At 68.5% G+C, this 23189-nt stretch carries 19 protein-coding genes; 4 read left to right on the plus strand and 15 right to left on the minus strand.

Going from position 1 to position 23189, the window contains the following annotated elements; translation table 11 throughout:
• Positions 1–182 precede the first annotated feature (182 nt).
• The 5 genes from alc to AWQ71_RS37655 form a co-directional block, all read right to left on the minus strand.
• The gene (gene alc / locus AWQ71_RS37635; protein WP_067143537.1) at positions 183–1172 is read right to left on the minus strand and encodes an allantoicase; all 990 of its coding nucleotides are present in this window, start codon (positions 1170–1172) and stop codon (positions 183–185) included.
• A complete protein-coding gene (gene allB / locus AWQ71_RS37640; RefSeq protein WP_067143542.1) occupies positions 1172–2491 on the minus strand; it encodes an allantoinase AllB in 1320 nt (439 codons plus the stop codon). The genes alc and allB overlap by 1 nt, the downstream gene beginning before the upstream one ends.
• Before the next feature lie 31 nt (positions 2492–2522).
• Complete coding sequence (locus tag AWQ71_RS37645; protein WP_067143544.1) at positions 2523–3704, minus strand: DUF6986 family protein; 1182 nt, start codon at positions 3702–3704, stop codon at positions 2523–2525.
• Between the two features lie 126 nt (positions 3705–3830).
• Positions 3831–4595: an aspartate/glutamate racemase family protein gene (locus AWQ71_RS37650; RefSeq protein WP_067143547.1), complete on the minus strand. Its 765-nt coding sequence runs from the start codon at positions 4593–4595 to the stop codon at positions 3831–3833.
• Between the two features lie 80 nt (positions 4596–4675).
• The gene (locus tag AWQ71_RS37655; protein WP_067143550.1) at positions 4676–5878 is read right to left on the minus strand and encodes an amidohydrolase family protein; all 1203 of its coding nucleotides are present in this window, start codon (positions 5876–5878) and stop codon (positions 4676–4678) included.
• Between the two features lie 206 nt (positions 5879–6084).
• Between AWQ71_RS37655 and AWQ71_RS37660 the strand changes: the two genes are divergently transcribed.
• The gene (locus AWQ71_RS37660) at positions 6085–6777 is read left to right on the plus strand and encodes a FadR/GntR family transcriptional regulator (RefSeq protein WP_067143553.1); all 693 of its coding nucleotides are present in this window, start codon (positions 6085–6087) and stop codon (positions 6775–6777) included.
• A 115-nt stretch (positions 6778–6892) separates the two neighbouring features.
• Positions 6893–8359 (plus strand): chlorohydrolase family protein, encoded by a 1467-nt coding sequence (locus AWQ71_RS37665; protein ID WP_067143556.1) that lies wholly within the window; start codon positions 6893–6895, stop codon positions 8357–8359.
• Positions 8360–8419: 60 nt separating this feature from the next.
• Here AWQ71_RS37665 and AWQ71_RS37670 read toward each other — a convergent pair whose 3' ends face one another.
• The 10 genes from AWQ71_RS37670 to AWQ71_RS37715 form a co-directional block, all read right to left on the minus strand.
• The gene (locus AWQ71_RS37670) at positions 8420–9778 is read right to left on the minus strand and encodes an amidase (protein ID WP_169806724.1); all 1359 of its coding nucleotides are present in this window, start codon (positions 9776–9778) and stop codon (positions 8420–8422) included.
• Between the two features lie 48 nt (positions 9779–9826).
• Positions 9827–10696: an ABC transporter substrate-binding protein gene (locus tag AWQ71_RS37675; protein ID WP_169806725.1), complete on the minus strand. Its 870-nt coding sequence runs from the start codon at positions 10694–10696 to the stop codon at positions 9827–9829.
• A gap of 74 nt (positions 10697–10770) precedes the next feature.
• Positions 10771–12423 carry an ABC transporter substrate-binding protein gene (locus AWQ71_RS37680; protein ID WP_067143565.1) on the minus strand — a complete coding sequence of 551 codons (1653 nt, stop codon included), beginning with the start codon at positions 12421–12423 and terminating at the stop codon, positions 10771–10773.
• A gap of 111 nt (positions 12424–12534) precedes the next feature.
• Positions 12535–13680 (minus strand): ABC transporter ATP-binding protein, encoded by a 1146-nt coding sequence (locus tag AWQ71_RS37685; protein WP_084259738.1) that lies wholly within the window; start codon positions 13678–13680, stop codon positions 12535–12537.
• Entirely contained in the window at positions 13673–14740 is a 1068-nt protein-coding gene (locus AWQ71_RS37690; RefSeq protein ID WP_218002135.1) for an ABC transporter ATP-binding protein, read from the minus strand. The genes AWQ71_RS37685 and AWQ71_RS37690 overlap by 8 nt, the downstream gene beginning before the upstream one ends.
• A gap of 5 nt (positions 14741–14745) precedes the next feature.
• A complete protein-coding gene (locus tag AWQ71_RS37695; protein WP_067143568.1) occupies positions 14746–15771 on the minus strand; it encodes an ABC transporter permease in 1026 nt (341 codons plus the stop codon).
• A gap of 5 nt (positions 15772–15776) precedes the next feature.
• Positions 15777–16787, minus strand: a complete 1011-nt coding sequence (locus tag AWQ71_RS37700; RefSeq protein WP_067143571.1) for an ABC transporter permease — start codon at positions 16785–16787, stop codon at positions 15777–15779.
• Between the two features lie 113 nt (positions 16788–16900).
• On the minus strand, positions 16901–18145 hold the full coding sequence (locus AWQ71_RS37705; protein WP_067143574.1) for a hypothetical protein: 1245 nt from the start codon (positions 18143–18145) through the stop codon (positions 16901–16903).
• A gap of 262 nt (positions 18146–18407) precedes the next feature.
• Complete coding sequence (locus AWQ71_RS37710; RefSeq protein ID WP_157570820.1) at positions 18408–19328, minus strand: polysaccharide deacetylase family protein; 921 nt, start codon at positions 19326–19328, stop codon at positions 18408–18410.
• On the minus strand, positions 19325–20212 hold the full coding sequence (locus AWQ71_RS37715) for a polysaccharide deacetylase family protein (RefSeq protein ID WP_067143580.1): 888 nt from the start codon (positions 20210–20212) through the stop codon (positions 19325–19327). Before AWQ71_RS37715 ends, AWQ71_RS37710 begins: the two co-directional genes overlap by 4 nt.
• Before the next feature lie 652 nt (positions 20213–20864).
• Here AWQ71_RS37715 and AWQ71_RS37725 point away from each other — a divergent pair.
• Both AWQ71_RS37725 and AWQ71_RS37730 read left to right on the plus strand, forming a co-directional pair.
• A complete protein-coding gene (locus AWQ71_RS37725; protein WP_067143585.1) occupies positions 20865–21872 on the plus strand; it encodes a phosphotransferase in 1008 nt (335 codons plus the stop codon).
• A gap of 3 nt (positions 21873–21875) precedes the next feature.
• Positions 21876–23171: an aminotransferase class III-fold pyridoxal phosphate-dependent enzyme gene (locus AWQ71_RS37730; RefSeq protein ID WP_067143588.1), complete on the plus strand. Its 1296-nt coding sequence runs from the start codon at positions 21876–21878 to the stop codon at positions 23169–23171.
• The last annotated feature ends 18 nt before the right edge of the window (positions 23172–23189 follow it).

Below are 23189 nucleotides of genomic sequence, written 5' to 3' on the forward strand. Positions count from 1 at the left end.
ACCGCGACCCCCACGGCCACCCGCGCCACTCGCGCCACCGGCGCCACCGGCGCATGAACCCCCGCCCCGAGCCTTTGGACACGTGGACAGGCTGCGGCCCGCGCGCAGCGGCTCTCCGATGCCTGGAAACAGCGCTTCACCTGGCGCAACGGCCCTCGCGACCGAATTGGACCAGGAATCGATCACAAGAAATCACGCGGCGCATTCAGGCTGAGCAGCCGGTCGAGAACGTCGGGCTCGATCTCGCCGTGCACACGGAGCCTGGCCAGCCCACCGTCGGGGATGACGTCGAGTCGGACCTGACTGACCAGCGCCGATTCCACGACGAAGAAGTGGCGCGTGTCCGGCTGCAACCGGGTACGCGGGACCAGGACGACGTCGTCGTCTCCCGTGAGACTCGCCCATCCGGGCGCGTTGCCGACGAAATACGATGTGTCGATCTCCACCCGGCGCACCCTGCCCTTCGCCGCGAGGCGAATGGTGACGTGCTCGTTGCCGGCGTCGCGACGGCGGGCGTTCTCCCAGCCATCACCCATGATCCGAGCGCGGCCCGGAAGCAACATATTGTTCGGCGACGAGTAGAAGGCGTTCGAACAGTCGATCACGTGGCCGCCGTTCTCCAACGCCGCGAGGTCGACCGTACCGGTCAGCAGGCGCGGGTCGGGCCGGGGCGTGCCGTGCACCCGGAACCGGGCGACGCCACCGTCGGGGTAGATCGAGAGCCGCACATGGGTGTAGCGGCCCTCATCGGCGATCTCGAAGAAGTTCTCCGAATCACCACTGATCGCCGACTTGGCGACGAGCGTCGTCCATTCCGCCCGCTCCAGTTCCTCCGGTGACGGATACCCCTCGATGCTCGCGCCCTCAACCGAGGCGTACGGCGGATAGTTGCCGGTGAACCACGAGGTGTCGATCACGACTCCGTGCAGGACACCGGGCACACCGAGCCGGATGATCGCGAAGTCGTTACCGGACTCGTCACGGCGCCGCCGGGTCTCCCAGCCGTCGTAGACCTTGCCCTTGTGCCCGAACGCCTCCTTGGAGAAGACGGAGGGGCCCGGCTTGATGAGGTTCTCCCGCTCGGCGAAGAGTTCGTCGTTGGCGAACACGACGCTTCCGGCCAGGAGCCTCGAGGCGAGGTCCGGATACTCCGTGAACGAAGGGGCCTTCATCATGCTGTTCCTCTCTGCAGAAAACGGCCGCGCGGCTCGGCGCCGAGGTCGATGCGTTCACCGCGCAGCCAGGTGCCGCGAACCACGCCGACCAGCTCACGCCCGTCGTACGGGGTGACCGCGTTCTTGTGATGAAGTCGTGCCACGTCCACCAGGAAGGTCTGCTCCGGGGCGATGACACAGAAGTCGGCGTCGTTGCCGATCACGATGCCGCCCTTCCCCCGCATCCCGGCCGTACGCGCCGGGGCGTGTGACATCCACCGGGCGACGTCCGTGAGGCCGAAACCCCGCGCCCGCGCCTGGGCCCACACGATGGAGAGGCCGAGTTGCAGGGATGAGATGCCACCCCAGGCGGCGCCGAAGTCGCCAGAGCCCATGCCCTTGAGATCGGCCGTCGATGGGGAATGGTCCGAGACGACAAGGTCGATCACTCCGTCGCGAAGCGCCCGCCACAGTCCTTCCCGGTTCACGCCTTCGCGGATGGGCGGGCAACACTTGAACTGCGTGGCACCGTCCGCGACGTGTTCGGCGTCGAAGAACAGATAGTGGGGGCAGCTCTCGGCCGTGACCCGGACTCCGTCCGCGCGGGCCTGCCGCAGCAGCGGCACCGCGTCGGAGCTGGACAGGTGCAGGATGTGCACCCGGCAACCAGTCGCCTTCGACAACGCCAGCACATCGGCGATGGCCCGGTTCTCCGCGGACCGGGGGCGCGACGCCAGGAAGTCGGCGTACCTCCTGCTCGCCGGGGCCGGGGCGATCCGCTCGGCGTCCTCGGCGTGCACGACGAGCAGGCCGTCGTACGCGGCCAGCTCACGCATGACCTGTTCGACCTCGGCCGGCCCCAGAGGCGGGAACTCCTCGACCCCGGAGTCGGCCAGGAAACACTTGAACCCGAACACGCCCTCGTCATGCAGGGGCCGAAGGTGCCGGACGTTCCCTGGCACGGCTCCGCCCCAGAACCCGACGTCGACGAAACACTGCCCCGCCGCGGCCTTGCGTTTGACGTCGAGTGCCGCAACCTCGGTGGTTGGGGGGATGCTGTTCAGCGGCATGTCGACGATGGTCGTCACCCCGCCGGCGGCCGCCGCGCGGGTCGCGCTGGCGAACCCCTCCCACTCCGTACGTCCCGGTTCGTTGACGTGCACGTGGGTGTCCACGAGACCGGGCAGCAACACCTCGTCGTCGCCGAGCCGTACCACGCGGGGTGCGTCGAGCTCCGGCCCTATCGCGACGATCACGCCGTCTCTGACCCCCACGTCGGCGGTCCGCTCGCCCTCGGGCGTGACGACGCGCGCCGCCCTGAACACCGTGTCCGGCATCAGTCGCTCTCCCCCGTCGATTGCCTGAGCGTCACGGCAGTCCCCCTTCGCGTCGTGCGAGCCGGTGCAGAATGTCGCGCCCGATCCCGAGTTCGGCCTCATCTATCGCGCCGCACTCCACCCCGCGCAGGAGGAAGCCGGCCAGCGCCGCCGCCGTCGCGGGTTCGTCGAGGTAGGCCGAGTCCCCGCCGTACACGTAGGCCCGCGTACGCTCGGCGGCCGCAGCCAGCCCGTTCCTGAAGAACGCGTACGTGGTGAGGTAGCGGCTCGGCAACTGAGCCGGATGCAGGTCCCATCCCTGGTAGAAGCCGCGTTCGAGTGACCTCCGTACCAGCCGGGCGTGCAGCCGCCAGGCATCGGCCGCCCGGTCACCGATCGGCAGCACGTTGGTCGAGCCGTCGGAGACGAACACGCCCGTCCCGGCGGCGACGGCCTGCATCACCGCCTTCGCGTGGTCGGCCACCGAGTGCTCCATGCTCTGGTACGGCGCGGCGACCCCGCAGGCGGCGGAGTAGTCATAGGTGCCGTAGTGGAGCCCGGTGCACCGGCCCTCCGAGGCGTGCAGCATGCGCGCCACCAGGGCGCTGCCGTCCACGCCGACAATGGACTGGGGGGTCTCGATCTGGAGCTCGAAACGGAGCCTTTCGATTCCGTATTCCTCTTCCAGCCGAGCGCAGGCGAGCACCATCGCTTCGACCTGATCGACCGAGGTGACTTTCGGGAGCGTGACTCTGAACCCGTCACCGACGTCCCCGGCCTCGGCGAGGAAACGGTCGAGGGTGCGCAGCCCGCGCGCGCGGGTCGGCGCTTCGAACGCCTTGATCCGAATCCCGGAGAAGGGCGGCCGGGCGCACGAGCGCAACGCCCTGGCCGCGTCGCGGACCGCCTGGTCCTCCTCCTCGTCGGACCGGATGCCGTACCCGTCCTCGAAGTCGATGCGCAGGTCCTCGACGGGCTCCTCGGCAAGCTTGGCCCGCGCCCGTTCCCGCACGTCGTCGTCCGCCGAGAGCACGTCGGCGCACTCGTCGAGCACCGCCGCCGCCTCCCGGCCGTACGACTGGATCGTTCCGGCATCGAATCTGTCCGCGGGCACGTACACGGTGTGCACCGGTTGCCGCACCCCGCGTTCGCCCGGGTAGTTTGCCGCGAGTTCGGCGTCCGCCCCTGCGAGCCGGGCGTCGAGTTCGCGGGTCAGCCGGTCGAGGAAGGTCACCGGACCACCGCCCCGCGAGCCGGGGGTGTCAGGAAGTCGATGTCGCTCACCTGCCGGAACGGACGTTCTTCGATCGGCATAACCCACCTTCGCTGACTTGAGTTCGCGTGCTGATGACGGCGCCGCTCAGGAGACGGCGGCGATGCCGGTGACGGCCGTCTCCGAAACGGGGGTGTCCCAGCCGGGCCGGGCCTTGGGCCGGGGCCGGGCGTACGTGCACACCTTGCTGCTGCTGAGCCGCATCCGTACCAGCGATTCGGCCATCGTGACGCCGGCCATGACCGGGTCGATGACCGGGAGCCCGAGGTACCCGGAGAGGGCACGGGCCAGGCCCGAGAATCCCGCGCACCCCAGGACCAGAGCCTCCGCGCCGGACTCGACCAACCGGCGCGCGCCGGTGACCAACGCTCCGTCCGGTTCCACTGTCATGCCGGGGGCGCTGACCACCGGCAGCTCGACGGCGCGCACGCCGACGCAGTGCGTGAGGACCCCGGCGTTGCGCAGGCTGTCCTCGATCTGGACGACGGTCCGCGACAGGCTGGTGATGACGGCGTACCTCGGCGCCACCATGAGCGCCACGTGCGCCGCGGCATCGGTGATGTCGACGACGGGCACGTCGAGCAGTTCTCGGAACGCTTCTCGACCGGCCTCGCCGTAGCCGGCGAGAACGACCGCGTCGTACTCGCCGTCGTGGTTTCGGATGGTGTCGAGCATGGCGACCGCCGCGAGCTGGCTGTCGAGATACCCCTCGGCGGACTCCACCCCCCAGGAGGGGGTCAGGGTGATGACCTCGGTCCCCGGCTCCGCGGCCTGCCGGGCGGACGCTTCGATGACCTCGCTGATGGACGTACTGGTGTTGCAGTTCAGGACGGCAATGCGGGTGGTGCTCACAGTGATGGTCGTTTCCTCACGGTTGAGTCGATCGGCAGGGCCGCGGGCCGCTGTCGGGCGGCCGACGGTCGGCTGTACCGCTAGACCAGGGCGAGGCCGTCCGCAACAATGACGCCGTCGTGGATCACCGTGCGGTCGGTACCACGGTCCATCACGGCGCTGGTCGGGGTCTCGCCATCGACAATGAGCAGATCGGCGCGGTCACCGACGCCGAGTCCAGGCCGGTCCTCGACACCGGCCAGCCGCGGGACGTCCCGGCTCATGATGGACGCACCGCCCATGGTGCCGATGGCCAGTGCCATCTCGATGAGGTGGTCGGCCCGATAGTTCTGGGTGAAGGCGAGCTGCCACGTCCGGTCGAGCATGTCGCAGTTCCCGTACGGGCTCCAGTAGTCTCGCTGGCCGTCCTCACCCAGTCCGACGCGCACACCGGCGGCGACGAGGTCCACCAGGGGCAACTGTCCCCGGCCGGCGGGCGCGATCGTCGTCATCGCGACGTCGAGCTCGGCGAAGTCGTCGATGACGCGGCGGGTCACGGCTTCGGACACCGAACCCAGCTCGTACCCGTGGGAGATGGTCACCTTGCCCTGCATTCCGAGAGCGCGGGTTCGTTCGAGGACGAGCTCCGTCGAGAAGACCGCCAGCTCACCGGGCTCGTGCAGATGGATGTCCACCTCGACCTGGTACTTCTCGGCGAGCCCGAAGACGATGTCGAGATGCCGGACGGGATCCCGGTCAAGCTGGCACGGGTCGATGCCGCCGATGACCTCCGCCCCGCCCCGCAACGACGCCTCGAGGTAGTCGACCGTGCCCTCCTCGCGCAGGATGCCCGCCTGGGGGAACGTCATCACCTGCACGTCGGCCTGCTTGGCGAACCTGTCCTTGGCCGCCATGACGGCCTCGAACTTCTCCAGCTTGCAGTCGACGTCGACCTGCGCGTAGGTGCGGACTCGGGTGGTGCCCCGAGCGATCATGCGTTCCAGGGTGCCGACGACCCGCTCGGGGAGCCCGATCTCGGCGGTACGCCAGTTATTGCGGTCGTTGAGCATCATCCCCCACACGCCGGGGGCGCCGGTGTGCGGGCGGAACGGCAGACCGACGCGCGAGGAGTCCAGGTGCACGTGAACGTCGCTGAACGACGGGAACAGGAGGCGGCCACGGCCGTCGACGTCGCCGGCGGTGCGTGCGCTCTCGTCGTGCGGACGGATCGCGGCTATTTTACCGTCGATGACTTCCACATCGCTGCGCGGACCACCCCAGGGGCGGACGTCACGAATGATCATCGATGACCTTTCTCTCCATGCTGAGTCCGCGGTCAGAGCTCTCGGACCACCGGAAGAGTCGAGAGGACCAAATATTTGTATGAGGACCAGATGTCTGGTGTATCATAGGATCGCTGTAGAAGGCTGGCAAGCGCAACCAAAGGTTCGAATGCCTGGGCTCATTCCTCACCCGGGGGCCTGGCGTCGAGGGCGAGTGGAAGGAACGCATGCAACCCGTCGCTAGGAACAGGAAGTCGCTCGTCGACTTGGCCATCGAGCAGATACGGAGCGAGATCCGCGCCGGGACATGGCCAGTCGGATACCGGCTGCCGTCGGAGATAAAGCTCGCCGAGCAGCTCGGGATGAGCCGCGCGCCGGTACGTGAGGCGACCCGCGCCCTGGTCCACACGGGCCTCCTGGCCTCACGGCAGGGCGACGGCACCTACGTCGTGGCACTCGACGAGACCGACACGGCCCTGCGCCGGCGGCTGCGCACCGCCGAGGTGGTCGACATCATCGCGGTCCGGCGTGGGCTGGACGTGGCCGCGGCCAGGGGCGCGGCGCTCCAGCGCACCGACGACGACCTGAAGGCTCTGGACAACGCCTTGAAGCGGCGGCACGTCGCCGCGTCCGCCGGGGACGAGGCCGCCTTCCGTCAGGCCGATCTGGACTTTCATCTGGGAGTCGCCAACGCCGCCCACAACGGTGTGCTGAGCGACCTGTACCGCAGCCTCTCCAACGCCCTCGAAGCGTCTGTGGAGTTGCGTGACTGCTTTGACCCCGCGGAGCAGACCCTGTCGAGCGACCATGAGGACCAGCTCGCCGCCATCCGCGATCAGGATCCCGCCCAGGCCGCCGCGCTCGCTCTCGTCATCCTGGACAGCCAGGAGATCGCCGTGCGTGGCCGCGTCGATGAATAAACCCTCCTGATCTCCGCGCCCACCCAGGACGAGCCGGGCCGCGCGCCGAGAACCCCCCACACACACTCTCGCGACGGCCCGGAACGTCGGCTGCCGCGTACCCGAAGGAGATGCCTTGAGGAAGCTGGTCAGTGCGGCCTGGGTGATCGCGCACGACGGGGAGTCTCATGTCGAGACCCCCGACGCCGCCGTGCTCATCCAGGGGGACACCGTCCTCGATGTGGGCGGTCAGGCCGAGTTGGCGAAGACCGAGGTCGACGAGCGAATCGACCTCGGTGATGCGGTGCTGTTGCCCGGACTGATCGATCTCGACGCGCTCACCGACATCGACCACCTGATCCTCGACTCCTGGGCCTCCGCCGGCCACTCGGCCTCCTTCACCTGGTCCTCCGAGTACTTCGAGGCCCGCCGCGCGGTCTTCACCGCGGAGCAGCGCCGGCAGGTCCGTGAGTACGCGCTGGTCCAGCTCGCGATGCACGGCATCACCACGTTCATGCCGATCGCGTCCGAGGTCCACAGCGACTGGGCCGAGACTTACGACGACTTCGTGGCGGCGGCCGACCTCACGGCGCGGCTCGGGCTGCGCGGCTTCCTCGGCCCGTCGTTCCGCTCCGGAGTCAACGTCACGCTGCCGGACGGTTCCCGCACCGTGCGGTACGACGAGGAGCAGGGCAAGCGCGGCCTGGAGGACGCGGTCCGGTTCCTGGACTACACCGCCAAGCTGGGCAATCCGCTCATCACCGGCGTCCTGCTCCCCTGCCGGATCGAGACCGTCCTTCCGGACCTGATGCGCTCGCTCGCGGCCGTCTCGGCCGAACGCGACGTACTCGTGCGCCTGCACGCGCTGCAGGGGCAGTTCGAGCGCGACTACATCCAGGAGACGTACCAGCGCACGCCGTTGCAGCTCATCGAGGACTGCGGGCTGCTCAACGAGCGGCTCATCGTTCCGCATGGCATCGTGCTCGACGTGCACCCGGACGTCCTGGGCCGGGACACCGGCGACGTCGGGCGCCTGGCGGCGGCGGGGGCGTCCATCGTGCACTGCCCGCTGACCAACGCCCGTTACGGGCACCTGCTGCACACCTTCGCCGACTACCGCAAGCGCGGCGTCAATCTGTGCCTCGGCACGGACTCGTTCCCGCCGGACCTGATCCGCGGCATCGACGTCGGCGTGCAGACCGCTAAGGTGCAGTCCGGCGACCTGGGCAACCACCAGTTGTCCGGCTACTTCGAGGCCGCCACGCTCGGTGGCGCCGCGGCGTTGCGCCGCCCGGACCTCGGCCGGCTCGCCCCGGGCGCACAGGCGGACATCTCCGCGTTCGGCCTGAACGACTTCCGGATGGGCGTGCGGGAGGACCCCCTGCGGACACTCGTACTCAACGGCACCGCGCGGGACGCGGTGATGACGATGGTGGCCGGCCGGGTCGTGATGCGCGACGGCGTCGTACCCGGGGTCGATCTGCGGGCACTGCACGAGTCCGGCCAACGGCTCTTCGACCAGATGCGTGCGGCGTACCCGGAGCGGGACCGTCTCCACAACGACGTCGACCGGCTCTTCCCGCCCGTCTTCCCGCGGCGATAGCGACCACAGAGAAGGGGAGGGACGAAACCATCGTCCCTCCCCTTCGGCGTCCACTAGTGATCAGGACGGAAGGACCGCCTCGATCCGCCGGGCCCAGCCCAGCATGCGCCGATCACGGTTCGGCCGGCCGAGAATGTGCAGTCCCACGGGCATCCCGTCATCGAGGACCCCGCAGGGCACACTCAACGCGGGCTGTCCGGTGAGGTTCGCGATCGCGGTGTACATGGCGTAGAAGACCAGGTCGCGGGCCGGCTCCATGCCCTCGATCGGTACCGCGGGGATCCCCGTGACGGGGCCGACCACGAGGTCCACCTGGTTGTCCGCGTAGAACCGCTCCACCGCCACCCTGACACGCGCCCGCTGAGCACTCGCGGCCTCATACCGCTGCCGGCTGATGTCGGCCCCGCGCAGGTATCCCGGCAAAGTGCGCTCGCAGTAGGCGTACCGGTGGTTGACCAGCATGTCCTGGTGGCCGCGATGCACCTCGTATCCGGCGACCACGTCGAAGACCTCACTGGTCAGCTCCACCTCGGGGATGCGCCCGTTCACCACGTGCGCCCCGGCCTCGGCCATCCGCGTGATCGCGCGCTCGACGACGGCGTGGATCGCCGGCGTCGCCCCGTTCATCAGAGCATCGACCACGCCGATGCGCAGCCCCTCCAACGGGCGTTCCGCCGGGGCGGAACCGTCCGGCAGTCCGCGGCCCGCGGTCAGGGCGCCGAGGATCGGCGCGACGAGTTCGACGTCGGCGACGGTCCGGCAGATCAACCCGCCCGAGCCGTACGTGTTCGGGCCGAACAGCCCCTCCGGCCCCTCCGGAAACTGGCCGAAGGACGGCAGGTAGCCGACGACCCCGTTCAGGGCGGCGGGGACCCGGATCGAGCCACCACCGTCGCTGCCCAGCGCGCCCAGGCTCGACCCCAGCGCGACGGAGACACCGCCACCGGAGGTGGATCCGCCGGAGAACAGCTCGGGATTCAGCGCGTTCCGCGCGGGCGAGGGGCAGCGACCCGACCCGAAATGGTTCGTGGTGTGTTTCCCGACGAACACCACACCGGCGTCGCGCAACAGCGTCACCTGCGGCTCGTCCACCCGGCGGCCCTCGAAGGCGCGTTCGGAGTGTGAGCCGCCACCGGTGGGCATGTCCGCGGTCAGGAATAGGTCCTTGATCCCGAACGGGACGCCGTCGACGGGGCCGCGGGCGTCTCCACGGCTCCGGCGCGCATCGGACTGCCGCGCCTGCGCGCGGGCCAGCTCCGGGTCCAGGAAGGCATACGCGTGGTGCGTCGGCTCTGTCTGCTCCGCCCTCGCCAGTACGGCCTCGATGAGCTCGGCGGCCGACACCTCGGCGTCGGCGAGCATACGAGCGGCATCGGTGATGCTCAGCCCGGTCAGCGCATCGGGCGCGGGACTTGACAACGTAACATCTCCCTGCGTTGTGCGGTTGTGCATGGTGGGTGCGGCGGGTCAGGCCGTCACCCACGGGGTCGGCGGCCGGCCGAGGATCCGTGCCCGGCGCAGGACGGCGTCCCAGCGGCGCATCTGGTCGGGCTGAACCCCACCTTCCTCGACCCACAGCCGCATGCGCAGGAAGCGGTCGACCACCTGCCGTACGCGATCGGGCGAGTCGTCGGGGAAGTGGGGTGCCAGGACCGTCGCGGCACGCGCGCCTCCGGCCTGGCGCAGCCAGTCCTGAGCACGGCCGATCGCGCTTCGGAAGGCGTCGTACTCCGTGCGCCGGCGCTCCGCCGCCTCGGCCTCGGCCAGATACACGCTCCACGGGATCGGCCCCAGACCGTCGGACACCGACGCCGCCTCGGCGAGTCCACTGGCCAGCCCGGTCTCCACGTCGGTGACCAGGAAGTCCCCCGAACCGGCCCGGAACTCCTCGATCGCGTCCTCGGAGGCGAATCCGACGACGGGCTGCAGGTCGTCCAGGGTGAGACCCTGCTCGCGAAGCGCCTGACAGAAGGCGAGCCAGGTCGTGGGCGTGCGGGTCTGGGTGAACACGACCGCGGCGCCGCGCAGCATGTCCCAATGGAACGGCGCGTCCAGCGCGGTCCGCGTGACCACCAGGGCGGTGGCCTGCTGGTTGCACTGGGCCACCGCCACGGCGTCGATGCCGTGTCGCTGCAGCCCGTCCGCGTACAACAGGCTGCCCAGCAGCAGGTCGGCGCCCCTCGGCACCGTAGCGGCCAGGTCGGACATGCTTGGCGGGTAGTCGACGAATCTCACGCCGAGACCGGCGTCGGCGAAGTAGCCGAGCTCCGCGGCCACATACTGCGGTGCGTACGACAACGACCGCGCGGAGGCGACCCGAAGTTCGTCCAATCTCATGGCCATATCCCAAAGGTGCGGGGCGCCGCCGGGTCCGTCATCGTCCCCGGCGGCGCCGTCGTGTTTCCGGTCGGCTACTCGAAGAAGACCGACGAGTAGATCTCGTTGCCGAACGGGCTCGGCACCAGGCCCTTGACGTTCCCGGCCGCCGCCATGGCCGACGGCACGTGGGCGATCGGCAGGCTCGGCAGGTACTTGTTCATGATGTTGGCCTGGAGCTGGTGGTTCTTCTCCTTCGACTTCTCGGGGTCCGACTCGCTGTCGGTGGCGATGACCTCGGCGGCCAGCTCCTTACCGAAGGGGTAGAGCTTCGTGGCGAACGCGTTGTCCGTGACACCGAAGAACGTGCCGACCGTGGAGTCGCCGTAGTGCCAGATCGAGCCGAGCAGGTACGCCGGAGCCTTGCCCTGGTCGCGGCCGTCGAGGTAGCCGCCGTTCCACGGCTTGGCCACTGGGTTCACCTTGATGCCGACCTTCTCCCAGTCGTCACGGACGGCCTCGAAGACCGCCTGGGGGTTCGGCATGTACGGGCGGCTGACCTCGGTTGGGTACCACAGCTCGATCTCGAGGTTCGGGTGACCGGCCTCGGCCAGCAGTTCCTTGGCCTTCTCCGGGTCGTACGGGTAGGCCTTCAGGTCCGGGTTGAAGCCCGGTGCCAGGGGCGGGATGAACTGGGTCGCGGCGACGGTTCCCTCGGGCATGCGGGTCTGAACGAGTTGGTCGCGGTTCGTCGCGTACATCAGGGCCTGCCGCACCCTGAAGTCCTTCAGCTCCGGCGCGGTGGACGCGTTGAATCCGATGTACAGGATGTTGTAGCCGTCACGCGACAACACTTGCATGCCGGCGTCGCGCAGGGAGGTCCAGTCGACCGGGTTCGGGACATCATAGGCGTGGATCGTTCCCGCCTCGAGCTCCTGACGACGGGTGGTCTCGTCCGGGATGATCCGGAAGATGACCTTCTGCACCTTCGCCTTGTCGCCCCAGTAGTCCTCGTTGCGCTCCAGGGTCACAGTGCCGGCCGCGTCGTCATAGCTGACGAACTTGAACGGGCCGGTGCCGGTGGGGTACTTGAGCGCGTAGTCGGGGAACTTGAAGCCGGTGCCCTGGGCCACGACCTCGTCGGCGTTGTACTTCTCCATCGCCGTCGGGCTGCCCATGGCGTAGCCCACGTACGACATCATCAGCGGGAAGTTCGCGTACCGGGTCAGGCTGACCGAGATGTTGAAGTCGTTGTTGACCTCACACGACTTGAACAGCGAGGGCTTGTCCTGGCCCGCGAAGCCACCGAAGTCGTTGCTCCAGCCCTGGGTCACGCCGGGGCTCTGGGCCACGCCCTTCTGGTTGTACCAGCGGTCGAGGTTGAAGCAGGCGGCCTTGGCGTCGAAGGCGGTGCCGTCGGTGAACTTGACGCCCTGGCGCAGTTCGAACGTCCACTTCTTCCCGCCGTCCTCCTCCTTCCACTCGGTCGCGAGCGAGGGTTCGAGCTCGGAGGTACCCGGCTTGAGCCGCAGGAGCGACTCGAAGATCTGCGACGAGATCCGCTGGCTCTCGCCGTCGCTGGAGTAGAAGGGGTCGAACACCTTGGGCGCGCCCACGGAACCGAACACGAAGACGTCGCCCTCGGTGATTGCGCCTCCCTGCGGCTTCTTCTCCTCGGAGGCGCAACTGGCGAGCGAAACCAGCGACGCGACTGCCGTAACGGTTATGAGAAATCTCTGCTTTCTCATGAGCCTGACCTACTTTCCTTCGTGCGGCCCGTGCCGGGAATGACCCGATGCGCAGAAAGGGTGACTGGCACCCCGGCATCGACCCGGGAGTGGCGACGGACGGATGGGGGACTACTCCGGAATTTGGCCGGTCTGCGGGCCTTCGGCCTGGCGTGAGGAGGAAGGCTTGATCACGCCACGCTCGATCTCGTCGGCCCAGTGGCAGGCCACCTTGTGGGCGGCCGGGACGTCGGGAAGGTTCACTGGAAGAAGCGTGGGACGGCTGGTGGCGCACAGGGTGTCCTGCTTCCAGGGGCACCGTGTGTGGAACCGGCATCCCACGGGGGGATCGGCGGGGCTGGGCAGATCACCGGACAGCAGGATCTGCTCACGCCGGCCCTCGACCTCGGGGTCCGGCACCGGCGCCGCCGACATCAACGCGCGGGTGTAAGGGTGCAGCGGCCGCGAGTACAACTCGTCGGCGTCCGCCTCCTCCACGATGGAGCCCAGGTACATCACGCCCACCTGGTCACTGATGTGCCGTACGACGGCGAGGTCGTGCGCGATCACCAGGTAGGTCAGGCCGAGTTCGCGTTGCAGGTCCTCCAGCAGGTTGATGACCTGCGCCTGGACCGACACGTCCAGGGCGCTCACCGGCTCGTCGGCGATGATCAACTGCGGCTCGACCGAGAGGGCACGCGCGATGCCGATCCGCTGCCGCTGGCCGCCGGAGAACTCGTGCGGGTAGCGGTTCAGCGCCGACATCGGCAGGCCGACGGCCGACAGGAGTTCACGCAGCCGGGCCCGGGCCTGGTTCGCGTCCCCAGTCATGCTGTGGGCCTTCATGCCCTCCAGCAGCAGGGACTCCACCGACTGCCGCGGATCCAGGCTCCCAAGGGGGTCCTGGAACACCATCTGCATGTGCCGGCGCTGCCGCCTGAGCGCCTCACCGCTCAACGTCGCCAGATCGATGCCGTCGAGCATCACCTGGCCCGCCGTCACCTGCTCAAGCTGGAGTACGGCCCGGCCGAAGGTGGACTTGCCGCAACCCGACTCACCGACCAGGCCGTAGGTATTGCCGCGATGGATGGTCAGGTCGACGCCGTCGACGGCCTTGACGTGCCCGGTGGTACGGCGCAGGAAGCCCCGCCTGATCGGGAAGTGCACCTTGAGATCGCGCACCTCGACCAGGACGTCCTCCGCCCCGGACGTGACGGGTGAGTCGCCGGGCCGGGTCCCGGGTTCGGCGGCGGGGGAGGCGCTTGTCGGTTCACTCATCCTGTGCGCTCCTTGCGTCGTCCGCGGATTCGGAGGGACGGCCCACCGGGTGATGACACCGGATCTCGTGGCCCGCGCCGCCCTCGTCCCGCTCCAGGTGCGGAGCCTCCGCCCGGCACAACTCGCTCGCCGCCCCGCAACGGGGAGAGAAGGCGCACCCCACCTGCCACGGGATGTTGTCGGCGACCGATCCGGGAACGGGCTTCAACCGCTGCCCGCGAGGGCTGTTGAGCCGCGGGATGGAGGCCAGCAGTCCGTTCGTGTAGGGATGGCGAGGCCTGGCGAACAGCTCGAAGCGGTCGGCCCGCTCCACGATGCGGCCACCGTAGAGAACGTTCACCTGATCGCACAGCCCGGCCACCACCCCGAGGTCGTGGGTGATCATCACCAGCGCCGTGCCGGACTCGGTGACGAGTTCCTTGAGCAGCGCGAGGATCTGGGCCTGGATCGTCACATCCAGGGCGGTGGTGGGTTCGTCGGCGATCAGGAGCCGCGGCTCACAGGCGAGCGCCATGGCGATCAGCGCGCGCTGGCGCATGCCGCCGGAGAGCTGGTGGGGGTACTCGTCCAACCGGCGGGTCGGATCGGGCACCCCGACCTTGTCCAGCAGTTCGGCCGAACGGCGACGGGCCGCGCCGTGGCGCATCCCCTTGTGCCGTTCGAGCACCTCGCACACCTGAACGCCGAGGGGGACCACCGGGTTCAACGAGGACAGCGGGTCCTGGAAGACCATGGCGAGTTCCTGGCCGCGCCGATCACGCATCTGCTTGTCGGAGAGCGACAGCAGGTCGGTGCCGTCGAAATGGATCTCCCCCTCGACCCGGTTACCGCGTGGCGGGAGCAGGCCCATGATCGCCAGCGCGGTGACCGACTTGCCACACCCCGACTCTCCGACCAGCCCGACCGTCTGACCCGCCTGCACGTCGAAGCTGATCGAGTCGACGGCGATGGTGGGCTCCTGGCCACGACGGACGAACTTGATCGAGAGATCCTCGACCCGGAGCATCGGCTCCCCGGCGGCCTGCGCCGTCCGGCGCGGGACTGACTGCGGTCGCCCCATGATGGTCACCTCTGGCTCTTGGGGTCGAGGGCCTCACGCAGCGACTCGCCCATCAGCGTGAAGCCCAGCGCGACGACGATGATGCAGGCAGCAGGCCACATCGCCAGGTGCGGGAACGTGTTGAAGAACTCCTGCGCCTTACCCAGCATCTGGCCCCACTCGGGGCTGCGGTCGTCGGGGTTGCCCAGTCCCAGGAAGGACAGGGCGGCCGCGTCGATGATGGCGCCGGCGATCACCAGCGTCGCCTGCACGATGACCGGGCCGAAGGAGTTGGGCAGCATGTGCCGGATCACGATGGGCGCCTGCTTGACCCCGAGCGCACGGGCCGCGAGCACGTGATCGCTACGTCTCTGCGCGAGCATCGACCCACGCAGCAACCTGGCGAAGATCGGTACCTGCACGATCGCGATCGCCATGATCACCGTCCACTGCGTCGGCTTGGCGAACATCGCCGCGATCGTGAAGGCCATGAGCAGGGCGGGGATCGACAACATGACATCGACGATCCGCATGATCAGCGAGTCGATCGGGCCGCCGAAGGCGCCGGCCAGCGTGCCGAGCAGCACCCCGCCGGAAAGCCCGCCCAACGTCGCCATCACACCGACGAACAGGGTCTGCCGGGCGCCGACCAGCAGCCGCGACAGCAGGTCACGGCCGGAGCTGTCGCCGCCGAGGGGGAAGCCGGGCTGCGGCTGGGGAATCGGGTTACTCGGCCGGATCTGGTCCACCAGGATTCGTCCGGCCGGATCATGTGGAGCGATCCACGGCGCGATGATCGCCAGCGCGACGAAGACCAGGACGATGGCCGCACCGATCAGGAACACGGCGTTCCGGCGCAATCGGCGCCACGCGGCGGCGAGCAGGCTAACGCCCTCCGCCCCCTTGAGCGCCCCGGCCTCGCCGGTGGCCGGGCCGCCGGGCCCGTCTCCAGCGCCCTCGCCCCGTCCGGACCGGCCGGCCGACGCGGCCAGCGTGTCGATACGCTTCTTCTTTGATTCGGCCCACGTGCGGGGGCCATTCGGGATACCCATTGACCTCACCCCAGCCGCACACGCGGGTCGATGAACGCGTAGGTCAGGTCCACGATCAGGTTGACCACGATGTAGATCAGCGCGGCCATCATGACGAGCACCTGCAAGACGGTGTAGTCACGGGTCTCGAAGCCCAGCGCCAGTGCCTGCCCCAGCCCCCGGACGTTGAAGACCCGCTCCGTCAGCACCGCGCCGGACAGCAGGGCGCCGATCTGGAGACCGATGGTCGTCACGACGGGGATCAGAGCGTTACGCAGGACGTGGCGGCCGCGCAGCACGCGGCTGGTCAGGCCCTTCGCCCGGGCGGTCCTGACGTAGTCCTCGTCCAGGACCTCGAGCACAGAGGCCCGCGTGATACGGAAGATCACGGCGAACGGGATCGTGGCCAGCGCCAGCGCCGGGAGGATGAGATGCCTCGCCGCGTCCCAGGCGACGTCCCACTCCCCGGTGAGCACACCGTCCAGCAGGAACATCCCGGTCACCCGGGTGCCCTCGATCCCGATCGAGTTCCGGCCCGACGGCGGCAGGACGCCGAGCTTGACCGCGAAGTAGTACTTGAGCACGAAGGCCAGGAAGAAGACCGGGATCGCGACGCCGACGAGCGACACGGCGATCAGGCCGTTGTCCAGCAGCCGTCCGCGCTTGCTGGCGGCCAGATATCCCAGCGGGATCGCCAGCGACACCGCGATGAGCATGGCGAGGAAGCTCAGCTCGATCGTCGCCGGAAGCCGATCCAGGAAGATCTCCATGGCGTCGTACCCAGGCCGTACCCCGGTGGAGGGGCCGAACTCTCCGTGGAAGATCCGCCCCATGAACTTCAGATACTGAACGTAGATCGGCTGGTCGAGGCCGAGCGCAGCCTCCAGGTTGGCACGGTCCTCGTCGGTACCGCGGTCACCGAGGAGCGCCGAGACCGGGCCACCCGGGAGTAGCCGCAACCAGGCGAACAACAGAATGGAGAGGACCCCTAGTGCCAGGAGCATCTGAAGGATTCTGCGTATTAGGTAGCCGAGCACAGGCAGTCCCTAGATCAGAGGACCAGTTCACGGTCTGGTCCGGGGATATCTGACCGAAACGTCACCGCGTCCCGCGCCGGCTCGCCAGCGGGCGGCGCGTTGCGCGGGCGAGGCTAGTGACGGAAGAACATTCCATCGAGCCTTTCTCGGTCCACGGCTGCGAGAACACCCCGCACGCGGTTCACCACCGTCTTCGGATCGGCGCCGGAGACGTCGCACGCCGACAGCACCGCTTCGACGCCGGTGTCGGTCAGGCCCGCCCCCCGGAGAACGTCCCCGAGCGACATCCGAGGAAGGGCGGTCAGCCAGCGGCCGATGATCCGGTCACGCTGGGGTGCCGCCCACTCGCCGTACGCCTCGACCCGGCTGACCCCACCGTCGGGGAAGATCCGTAGCCGCAGGTGGGTGGCGTCGGCCGGGGTGTCCAGCACGTAGCGGTGAACGGCGTCCGGCACCAGTTCCTTACGCGGGACCAGGGTCGTCCAGAGCGCGGTGGCGGCCGGCGCCTCGTCGGCGACGCACGCGTATTCGAAGGCGACGGCCTCCGCGGCATTGCCCATGAAATGCGTCGTGTGCACGCCGACCGCGGTGAGCCTGATCTCGTCGAGCAGCCGGAAGGTGACCCAGTCGTCGTCCGTGTCGCCTCGGCGTCGCGTCTCCCACCCGTCGTGGATCCCGTGTGAGGTACCGGGCAGGACCAGGTTCATCGGCGATCCGAACCCGCCGCTGGAGTCCAGCACGACGCAGCCCATGAGCACGTCGGCGACGTTCCCCCGGGTGGGCATCAGGCGCGGGTCGGGCAGCACGGACCCCATGGCGCGGACGCGGGCCACTCCCCCGTCCGGGTGGATGTTGAGGCGGAGATGCGTGTAGACCCGCGAGCTGCCGGTCACGTACTCGTTCTGGGTGTTCCCCCGGCACGCGGAGTCCTCGACCAGGGTGTCCCAGTCCTCATGGGCACGAAGCCGGGCCTGACGCGGGTGCCCGTCGAAGTACGCCGCCGAGACGGAGATCCGCACCGGCGCGTTGTTGATGAAGTTGCCGGTGTCCACGATCACGCGATCGACCACGCCCGGGGTGGCCAGCCGGATCAGCGCCCAGTCGTGGCCGGGACCGTGACGTCGCGTCTCCCAGCCGTCCACCGGTACGCCACGGGGCCCACGGTGCGCCCGCATGGACACCGGCTCCCCATCGAGGATGAGGTTGTCGGCGAATCCGAAGAACTCGTCGTTGCACCCCATGACGCCCGCTCCGAGCCGCTTGGAGCTCAGATTGATCTGACCCGGGGAACTCCCTGCCACCTCGGAATTCGGGTTGGCGGCGGTGCCGGATCGCGGCTCGTCGTGGTGCGCGGACATGCTTCAACTCCCCTCATAGCGGTAGGTCCGACTTCGGATGAAATGTATTAATAGCAGACCTCTTACAACTTGTGAACCCTTTAATCGACTCAGCGTCACGGCACGTCCCCGCGCGGTGGAGGGCGATCCATTCCATCGCTGGACCGCGGTTCGAGCAGCTCGTCGCCCGACGCGCGGGCCCGCGGCCGGGCGATCAGACGGATCACCGACCGTGGACCACGACGCATGGCGGCCGGGATCCACGCTGGGGAAAGCCCTCCACTCAGGCCGATCGATACGCGTCCGGCCCGCGGAACCAGTCGACGACCTCGCTGCCGGTGGCGAGCCACACGTCGGGCGAGGCGGCCATGTGGGCCAGCACCCGCTCGACGTGGCCGATCCTGAACGGATGGCCGACAAGCCACGGGTGCAGGCCGAGCACCAGCAGGCGGCCCGAGCCCGCGCCGTCGATCACGAGCTGGTCGAACGCCTCTCGCACCGAGCGCGCCCACCGGTCCATCGGGATGCCGCGCTTGTAGTGAGTGAAGACGTCGTCGAGGTGGATGGCGACCGGCAACGAGGTGAGCCGCCCGGTCGGCACGACCAGGTCGTAGGGCTGCTCGTCGTTCGGCCAGTCGCACACGTAGTCGACGCCGAGTTCGGCGAGCAGCCGTGCCGTACGGGTGGTCTCGGTGTAGTCCAGGCCCGCCCAGCCGCGAGGTCGCCGTTCTGCGACCTCGGCGACCGCGTCGAGCGCGTTGCGCAGGTAAGCGAGCTCCTCGGCCTCGGTCATGGACTGGGTCAGCAGCCGGCTACCGGTGGTGGCGTGGCCTATCAGTTCCCAGGACCGCTCGCGGCACCGCGACACGATCTCGGAATACCGCGAGGCCACGACCGCGTCGATCGCGGCGGTGGCGCGCACCCCGTGGGTATCGAGGGCGTCCATGACCCGGAAGATCCCGACGCGGTTCCCGTACTCGTTCACGGAGGTCGAGTGGATGTCGGACAGGGCCGGGTACGGGCCTCGCCGGACCAGGCTGTTGGGGGGCACCGTCCCCGCGGGCGGCAGGAACTCGGCATGCTCCAGGTGGAGCAGGACGCAGACCGCGAGCTTGGCCCCGCCCGGCCAGGTCAGCCTGGGCCGTGTGGGCAGCGCCGACCATGAGACGTACTCGGACTGGATCGCCGGCTGAAGCTCGGTCACGCGGCCCACCCCCCTTCCTGGAGCATGTGGTCCGCGATGGCTTCGGGGGTCGTCCACCAGACGTCGTCGTACCGCCCTATGTATTCGAGCATGTTGTTCAGATAACCGACTTGGTGTGGCAGCCCCATGTACAGCGGGTGCAGCGCGATCGTCATCACCCGTCCGCTCTCGGCACTTTCGCGATACAGCAGATCGAACTGATCGCGGCAGATCTGTTCGAAGTAGTCACCCTCGAAGGCGTACATCGGATAGCCGGGGAACAGCAGTGCGTCGTTCAACTCCCGGCTGTAGGGCACACCGATGAGGCGGCCACGCGGCACCTTGACCTCGAACGGCTGGTCGTCGATGAACCAGTCCATCGTGTAGACCATGCCCGCCTCGGCCATGAGCTCGGGGGTGCGCTCGGTGGCGGTGAACGACGGCCCCAGCATCCCCCGTAGTTCCTTGCCCGTCAGGTCGCGCACGGTCCGCATCGTGTAGCGGTAGAACTCCCGCTCCTCTTCGGCGGTCGCGCCGTACAACAACCGGGTGTTGTACGTGCCGTGACTCATGAAACACCAGTCACGCTCGACCATCGCGTCCCGGATCTCCGGAAACAGGTTGAGCGTCTCGACGTTGAGCGAGCAGGTCACCTTGGCCGGTGAGCGGTCCAGGACCTCCAGCATGCGCCAGAAGCCCACCCGGTTCCCGTAGTCGCGGAAGCTGTACCCGACGATGTCCGGCGCCGCGGGAACCCGGTAGAAGTAGTCGCGATGCGGGTTCCTCGGCGGGACGAACTCGTAGTGCTCGACGTTCACCACGACGTTCACGGCGAGACGTTTGTCATCCGGCCATCGCAACACTGGTCGGCTCACGATCGGGCTGTAGTCGACGTATCGGTGCATGTGCTGGCTACTCCTCGCTTGGCGCAGGACAACCGGCCCGCCAGATTAGCCAGAGGTCTGACAAGCAGGCAACCCATCTCGATCGCCGCGGCGGAGGTCGGGCCGATGACCTCGGCGGTGTCACCGTCGTCGAAGACCGCCGCGGTGAGCATCCGATCAATGCGACACCGATGAGCGTCCCGTCACCGGCCTGCGCACCGATGGCGAACGTGGCGTCGGACAGCGGGGTGAGGCGGGGCTGGGTCCAGGCGACGAATGCCCGTCCTGTCTGGATTGACACCGGCGAAATCACCAGCCGGCGGTTCTCCAGGCGCTTCGAGCTGCTCAGGCCCTCGCGCTCATTAATCGTCTTCGACGCGGTTGGAGCGCAGCGTCGCAGTTGACGGCTTCCCGACCGGACCGAGCTCCCCTCGCTATGCGACGTGGAGGCCACGAGCACTCTCAGAGTTTCTACGAAACGGTATCGAGGGTTTGGTGACGCTCCCAGTGCCGCGTGTCGGCTCAGGCCCAAGACTCATGGTGCTGGGACCGAAATCGGGTATGGACGGCGTCCACCTGGCACCACGTAACTCGTTGCCCGCCTGGGAGCAAGGCAGGAATGGAATTGTCGGACAGTCAACTAGTCAGGGACCCCGCTGAGGGAGCGCCCCTCTTGATCTCGGCGGCCGAGGCGTGTGATGCGATCGAACAGCTTTTTGGGCTGCGCGGCGAGCTGACCCTCATGGGCGGAGACCGCGACTGCAACTTCCGGCTCCGCTTGGACCGGGGAACCAGTTGGATGATCAAGTTCGTGCACCCTAGTGAGCACGAGACCAGCACCCTAACGCAGTGCTTGGTACTCCATGAGCTGCAGCGGGTCGATCCGACGCTGCGGCTGCCCCAGCCCTACCAGCCGCTGACCGGCACCCACTTCGCGGTCTGGGAGCGGCCCGGCGAGCTCGGCCTACCGCCGGTGCGAGTCCGGTGCTACAGCTTCCTGACCGGCACACCGGTGGCCAACGTTTCCCCTGGGGCACTGACCCGGGCCGCCCTCGGTACGGCGCTCGCAACTCTCGACGCGGCGCTGAACGCGTGCGTGGTGCCGGTCGCGGAGTTTCGTGATGACGTGCTCTGGGATGTCCGCAGGCTCCCCGAGCTGGGATGTCGCTGGGACGGATACGACCTCGACTCCGCTGCGGCCAGGCAGCTCGATCACGTCTTCGACCATGCACTGCCCGCCGCCGCGAAACTTCCGCAGCAGGTCATCCACAACGATATGAACCCGCAGAACATCCTGGTCGCTGAGGACAATCCCACACGGGTGACCGGGATCATCGACTTCGGTGATCTGGTGCGTGCTTCACGGGCGCAGGATCTGGCGACCCTCGCTGCGTACCACGTGACCACGCAGGAGCATCCGCTGGCGGGTCCCGCCCAGATCATCCGCTCTTACCACGATCGGACGCCACTGCTGGACGGGGAGGTGCGGGTGCTGTTCGACCTGATGCTGGCACGGCTGGTGCTGATCGTCCGTATGTCGGAGTGGATGTCGCGGCGGTATCCCGGAAACAGTCGGTACTTCCTGCGCAACAACGCCGCCGCTCGCGCCGCCCTGACGGCCCTCGCCGAGATCAACTGCTCGCAAGCCGCTGACTACTTCCGCTCGCATCTGGAGGGATGACGCGTGACACACACCCCTGGACAGACAGAGGAATCACTGGAAATCCTGCGGCGCCGTCGTCGCGCCGTCTTCCCCGGCTCCTACCGGCTCTTCTACAACGCTCCCCTGCACATGGTCCGAGGCGAGGGGGTGTGGCTCCAGGACGGCGCCGGGACGCGGTACCTGGATTGCTACAACAATGTGCCCTCGGTGGGGCACTGCAATGCCCGCGTGGTCGAGGCGATGACGCGACAGGCGGCGACCCTCAACACCCATACCCGCTACCTCGACACGAAGGTCCTCGACTACGCCGAGCGCCTGCTCGGACATTTCCCTGATCCGCTGGACCGGGTGTTCTTCACGTGCAGCGGGAGCGAAGCGAACGACCTGGCCTGTCGGCTCGCCCGCAGCGCCACCGGCGCCGAGGGGATGATCGTCACCGAGCACGCCTTCCACGGTTCCACCACGACGACGGCCGGCATCTCACCCTCCCTGGGAACCGGGACAGATGCCTGGGTGCGCACCGTTCGGATCGACGATCTGCGAGTGGCGGACGGCCCGGACGCGGCGCGGGTTCTGCTGGAACGGACGCGGGCGGCCATCGCGGAACTGGCCGAAGCAGGGTTCGGCACAGCCACACTGATGCTGGATTCGATCGTCTCCAGTGACGGCGTCATCGACGGGCCACCCGGTTTTATCGGGCCGGCGGTTGAGGCCGTCCGAGCGGCAGGGGGGCTCTGGATAGCCGACGAGGTTCAGGCGGGCTTCGCCCGGCTGGGGGCGGGGATGTGGGGCTACCAACGCCATGCCCTGGTCCCCGACATCGTCACGCTCGGCAAGCCGATGGGGAACGGGCATCCCCTCGCGGGCGTGGTCAGCGGAGCGGAGATCTGTGCCGCCTTCGCTGCTCGAACCCGGTACTTCAACACGTTCGGCGGCAACCCCGTGGCTGCGGCTGTGGGCGACGCCGTACTCGGAGAGATCGAGGACCGCGCCCTGGTCGCCCACGCGGCCGAGGTCGGCGGCTATCTGCGCACGCTTCTCGCGCAGGTAGCCGCGGACGTGCCGTGCGTCGTCGACGTGCGAGGCAGCGGGCTGTTCATCGGGATCGAGCTCACCGGCACGGACGGCGACGTCGCGACAGGTGGCGCCACGGCCGCCGCCGTGGTCGAGCGGCTACGCGACCGGCGAGTACTGGTCGGGACCACGGGGGTCAACGGGAACGTCGTCAAGATCCGACCTCCGCTGATCTTCGAGGCGCAGCACGCCGATCTCCTCGCCACAGAACTCGCCACCGCCTTCCAGGCGTTGCCGGCATAGGAGCCGGGTCAAGGGGCG

This window comes from Microtetraspora malaysiensis, from assembly GCF_001528665.1.
GTDB lineage: Bacteria > Actinomycetota > Actinomycetes > Streptosporangiales > Streptosporangiaceae > Microtetraspora_A > Microtetraspora_A malaysiensis.

Coding starts and splice junctions, on each gene's coding strand:
- AWQ71_RS37705 (WP_067143574.1), bottom strand. CDS start 18,145: ATGTCCGCGCACCACGACGAGCCGCGATCCGGCACCGCCGCCAACCCG.
- AWQ71_RS37655 (WP_067143550.1), bottom strand. CDS start 5,878: ATGATCATTCGTGACGTCCGCCCCTGGGGTGGTCCGCGCAGCGATGTG.
- AWQ71_RS37690 (WP_218002135.1), bottom strand. CDS start 14,740: ATGGGGCGACCGCAGTCAGTCCCGCGCCGGACGGCGCAGGCCGCCGGG.
- AWQ71_RS37660 (WP_067143553.1), top strand. CDS start 6,085: ATGCAACCCGTCGCTAGGAACAGGAAGTCGCTCGTCGACTTGGCCATC.
- AWQ71_RS37680 (WP_067143565.1), bottom strand. CDS start 12,423: ATGAGAAAGCAGAGATTTCTCATAACCGTTACGGCAGTCGCGTCGCTG.
- allB (WP_067143542.1), bottom strand. CDS start 2,491: ATGCCGGACACGGTGTTCAGGGCGGCGCGCGTCGTCACGCCCGAGGGC.
- AWQ71_RS37685 (WP_084259738.1), bottom strand. CDS start 13,680: ATGAGTGAACCGACAAGCGCCTCCCCCGCCGCCGAACCCGGGACCCGG.
- AWQ71_RS37695 (WP_067143568.1), bottom strand. CDS start 15,771: ATGGGTATCCCGAATGGCCCCCGCACGTGGGCCGAATCAAAGAAGAAG.
- AWQ71_RS37675 (WP_169806725.1), bottom strand. CDS start 10,696: ATGAGATTGGACGAACTTCGGGTCGCCTCCGCGCGGTCGTTGTCGTAC.
- alc (WP_067143537.1), bottom strand. CDS start 1,172: ATGAAGGCCCCTTCGTTCACGGAGTATCCGGACCTCGCCTCGAGGCTC.
- AWQ71_RS37715 (WP_067143580.1), bottom strand. CDS start 20,212: ATGCACCGATACGTCGACTACAGCCCGATCGTGAGCCGACCAGTGTTG.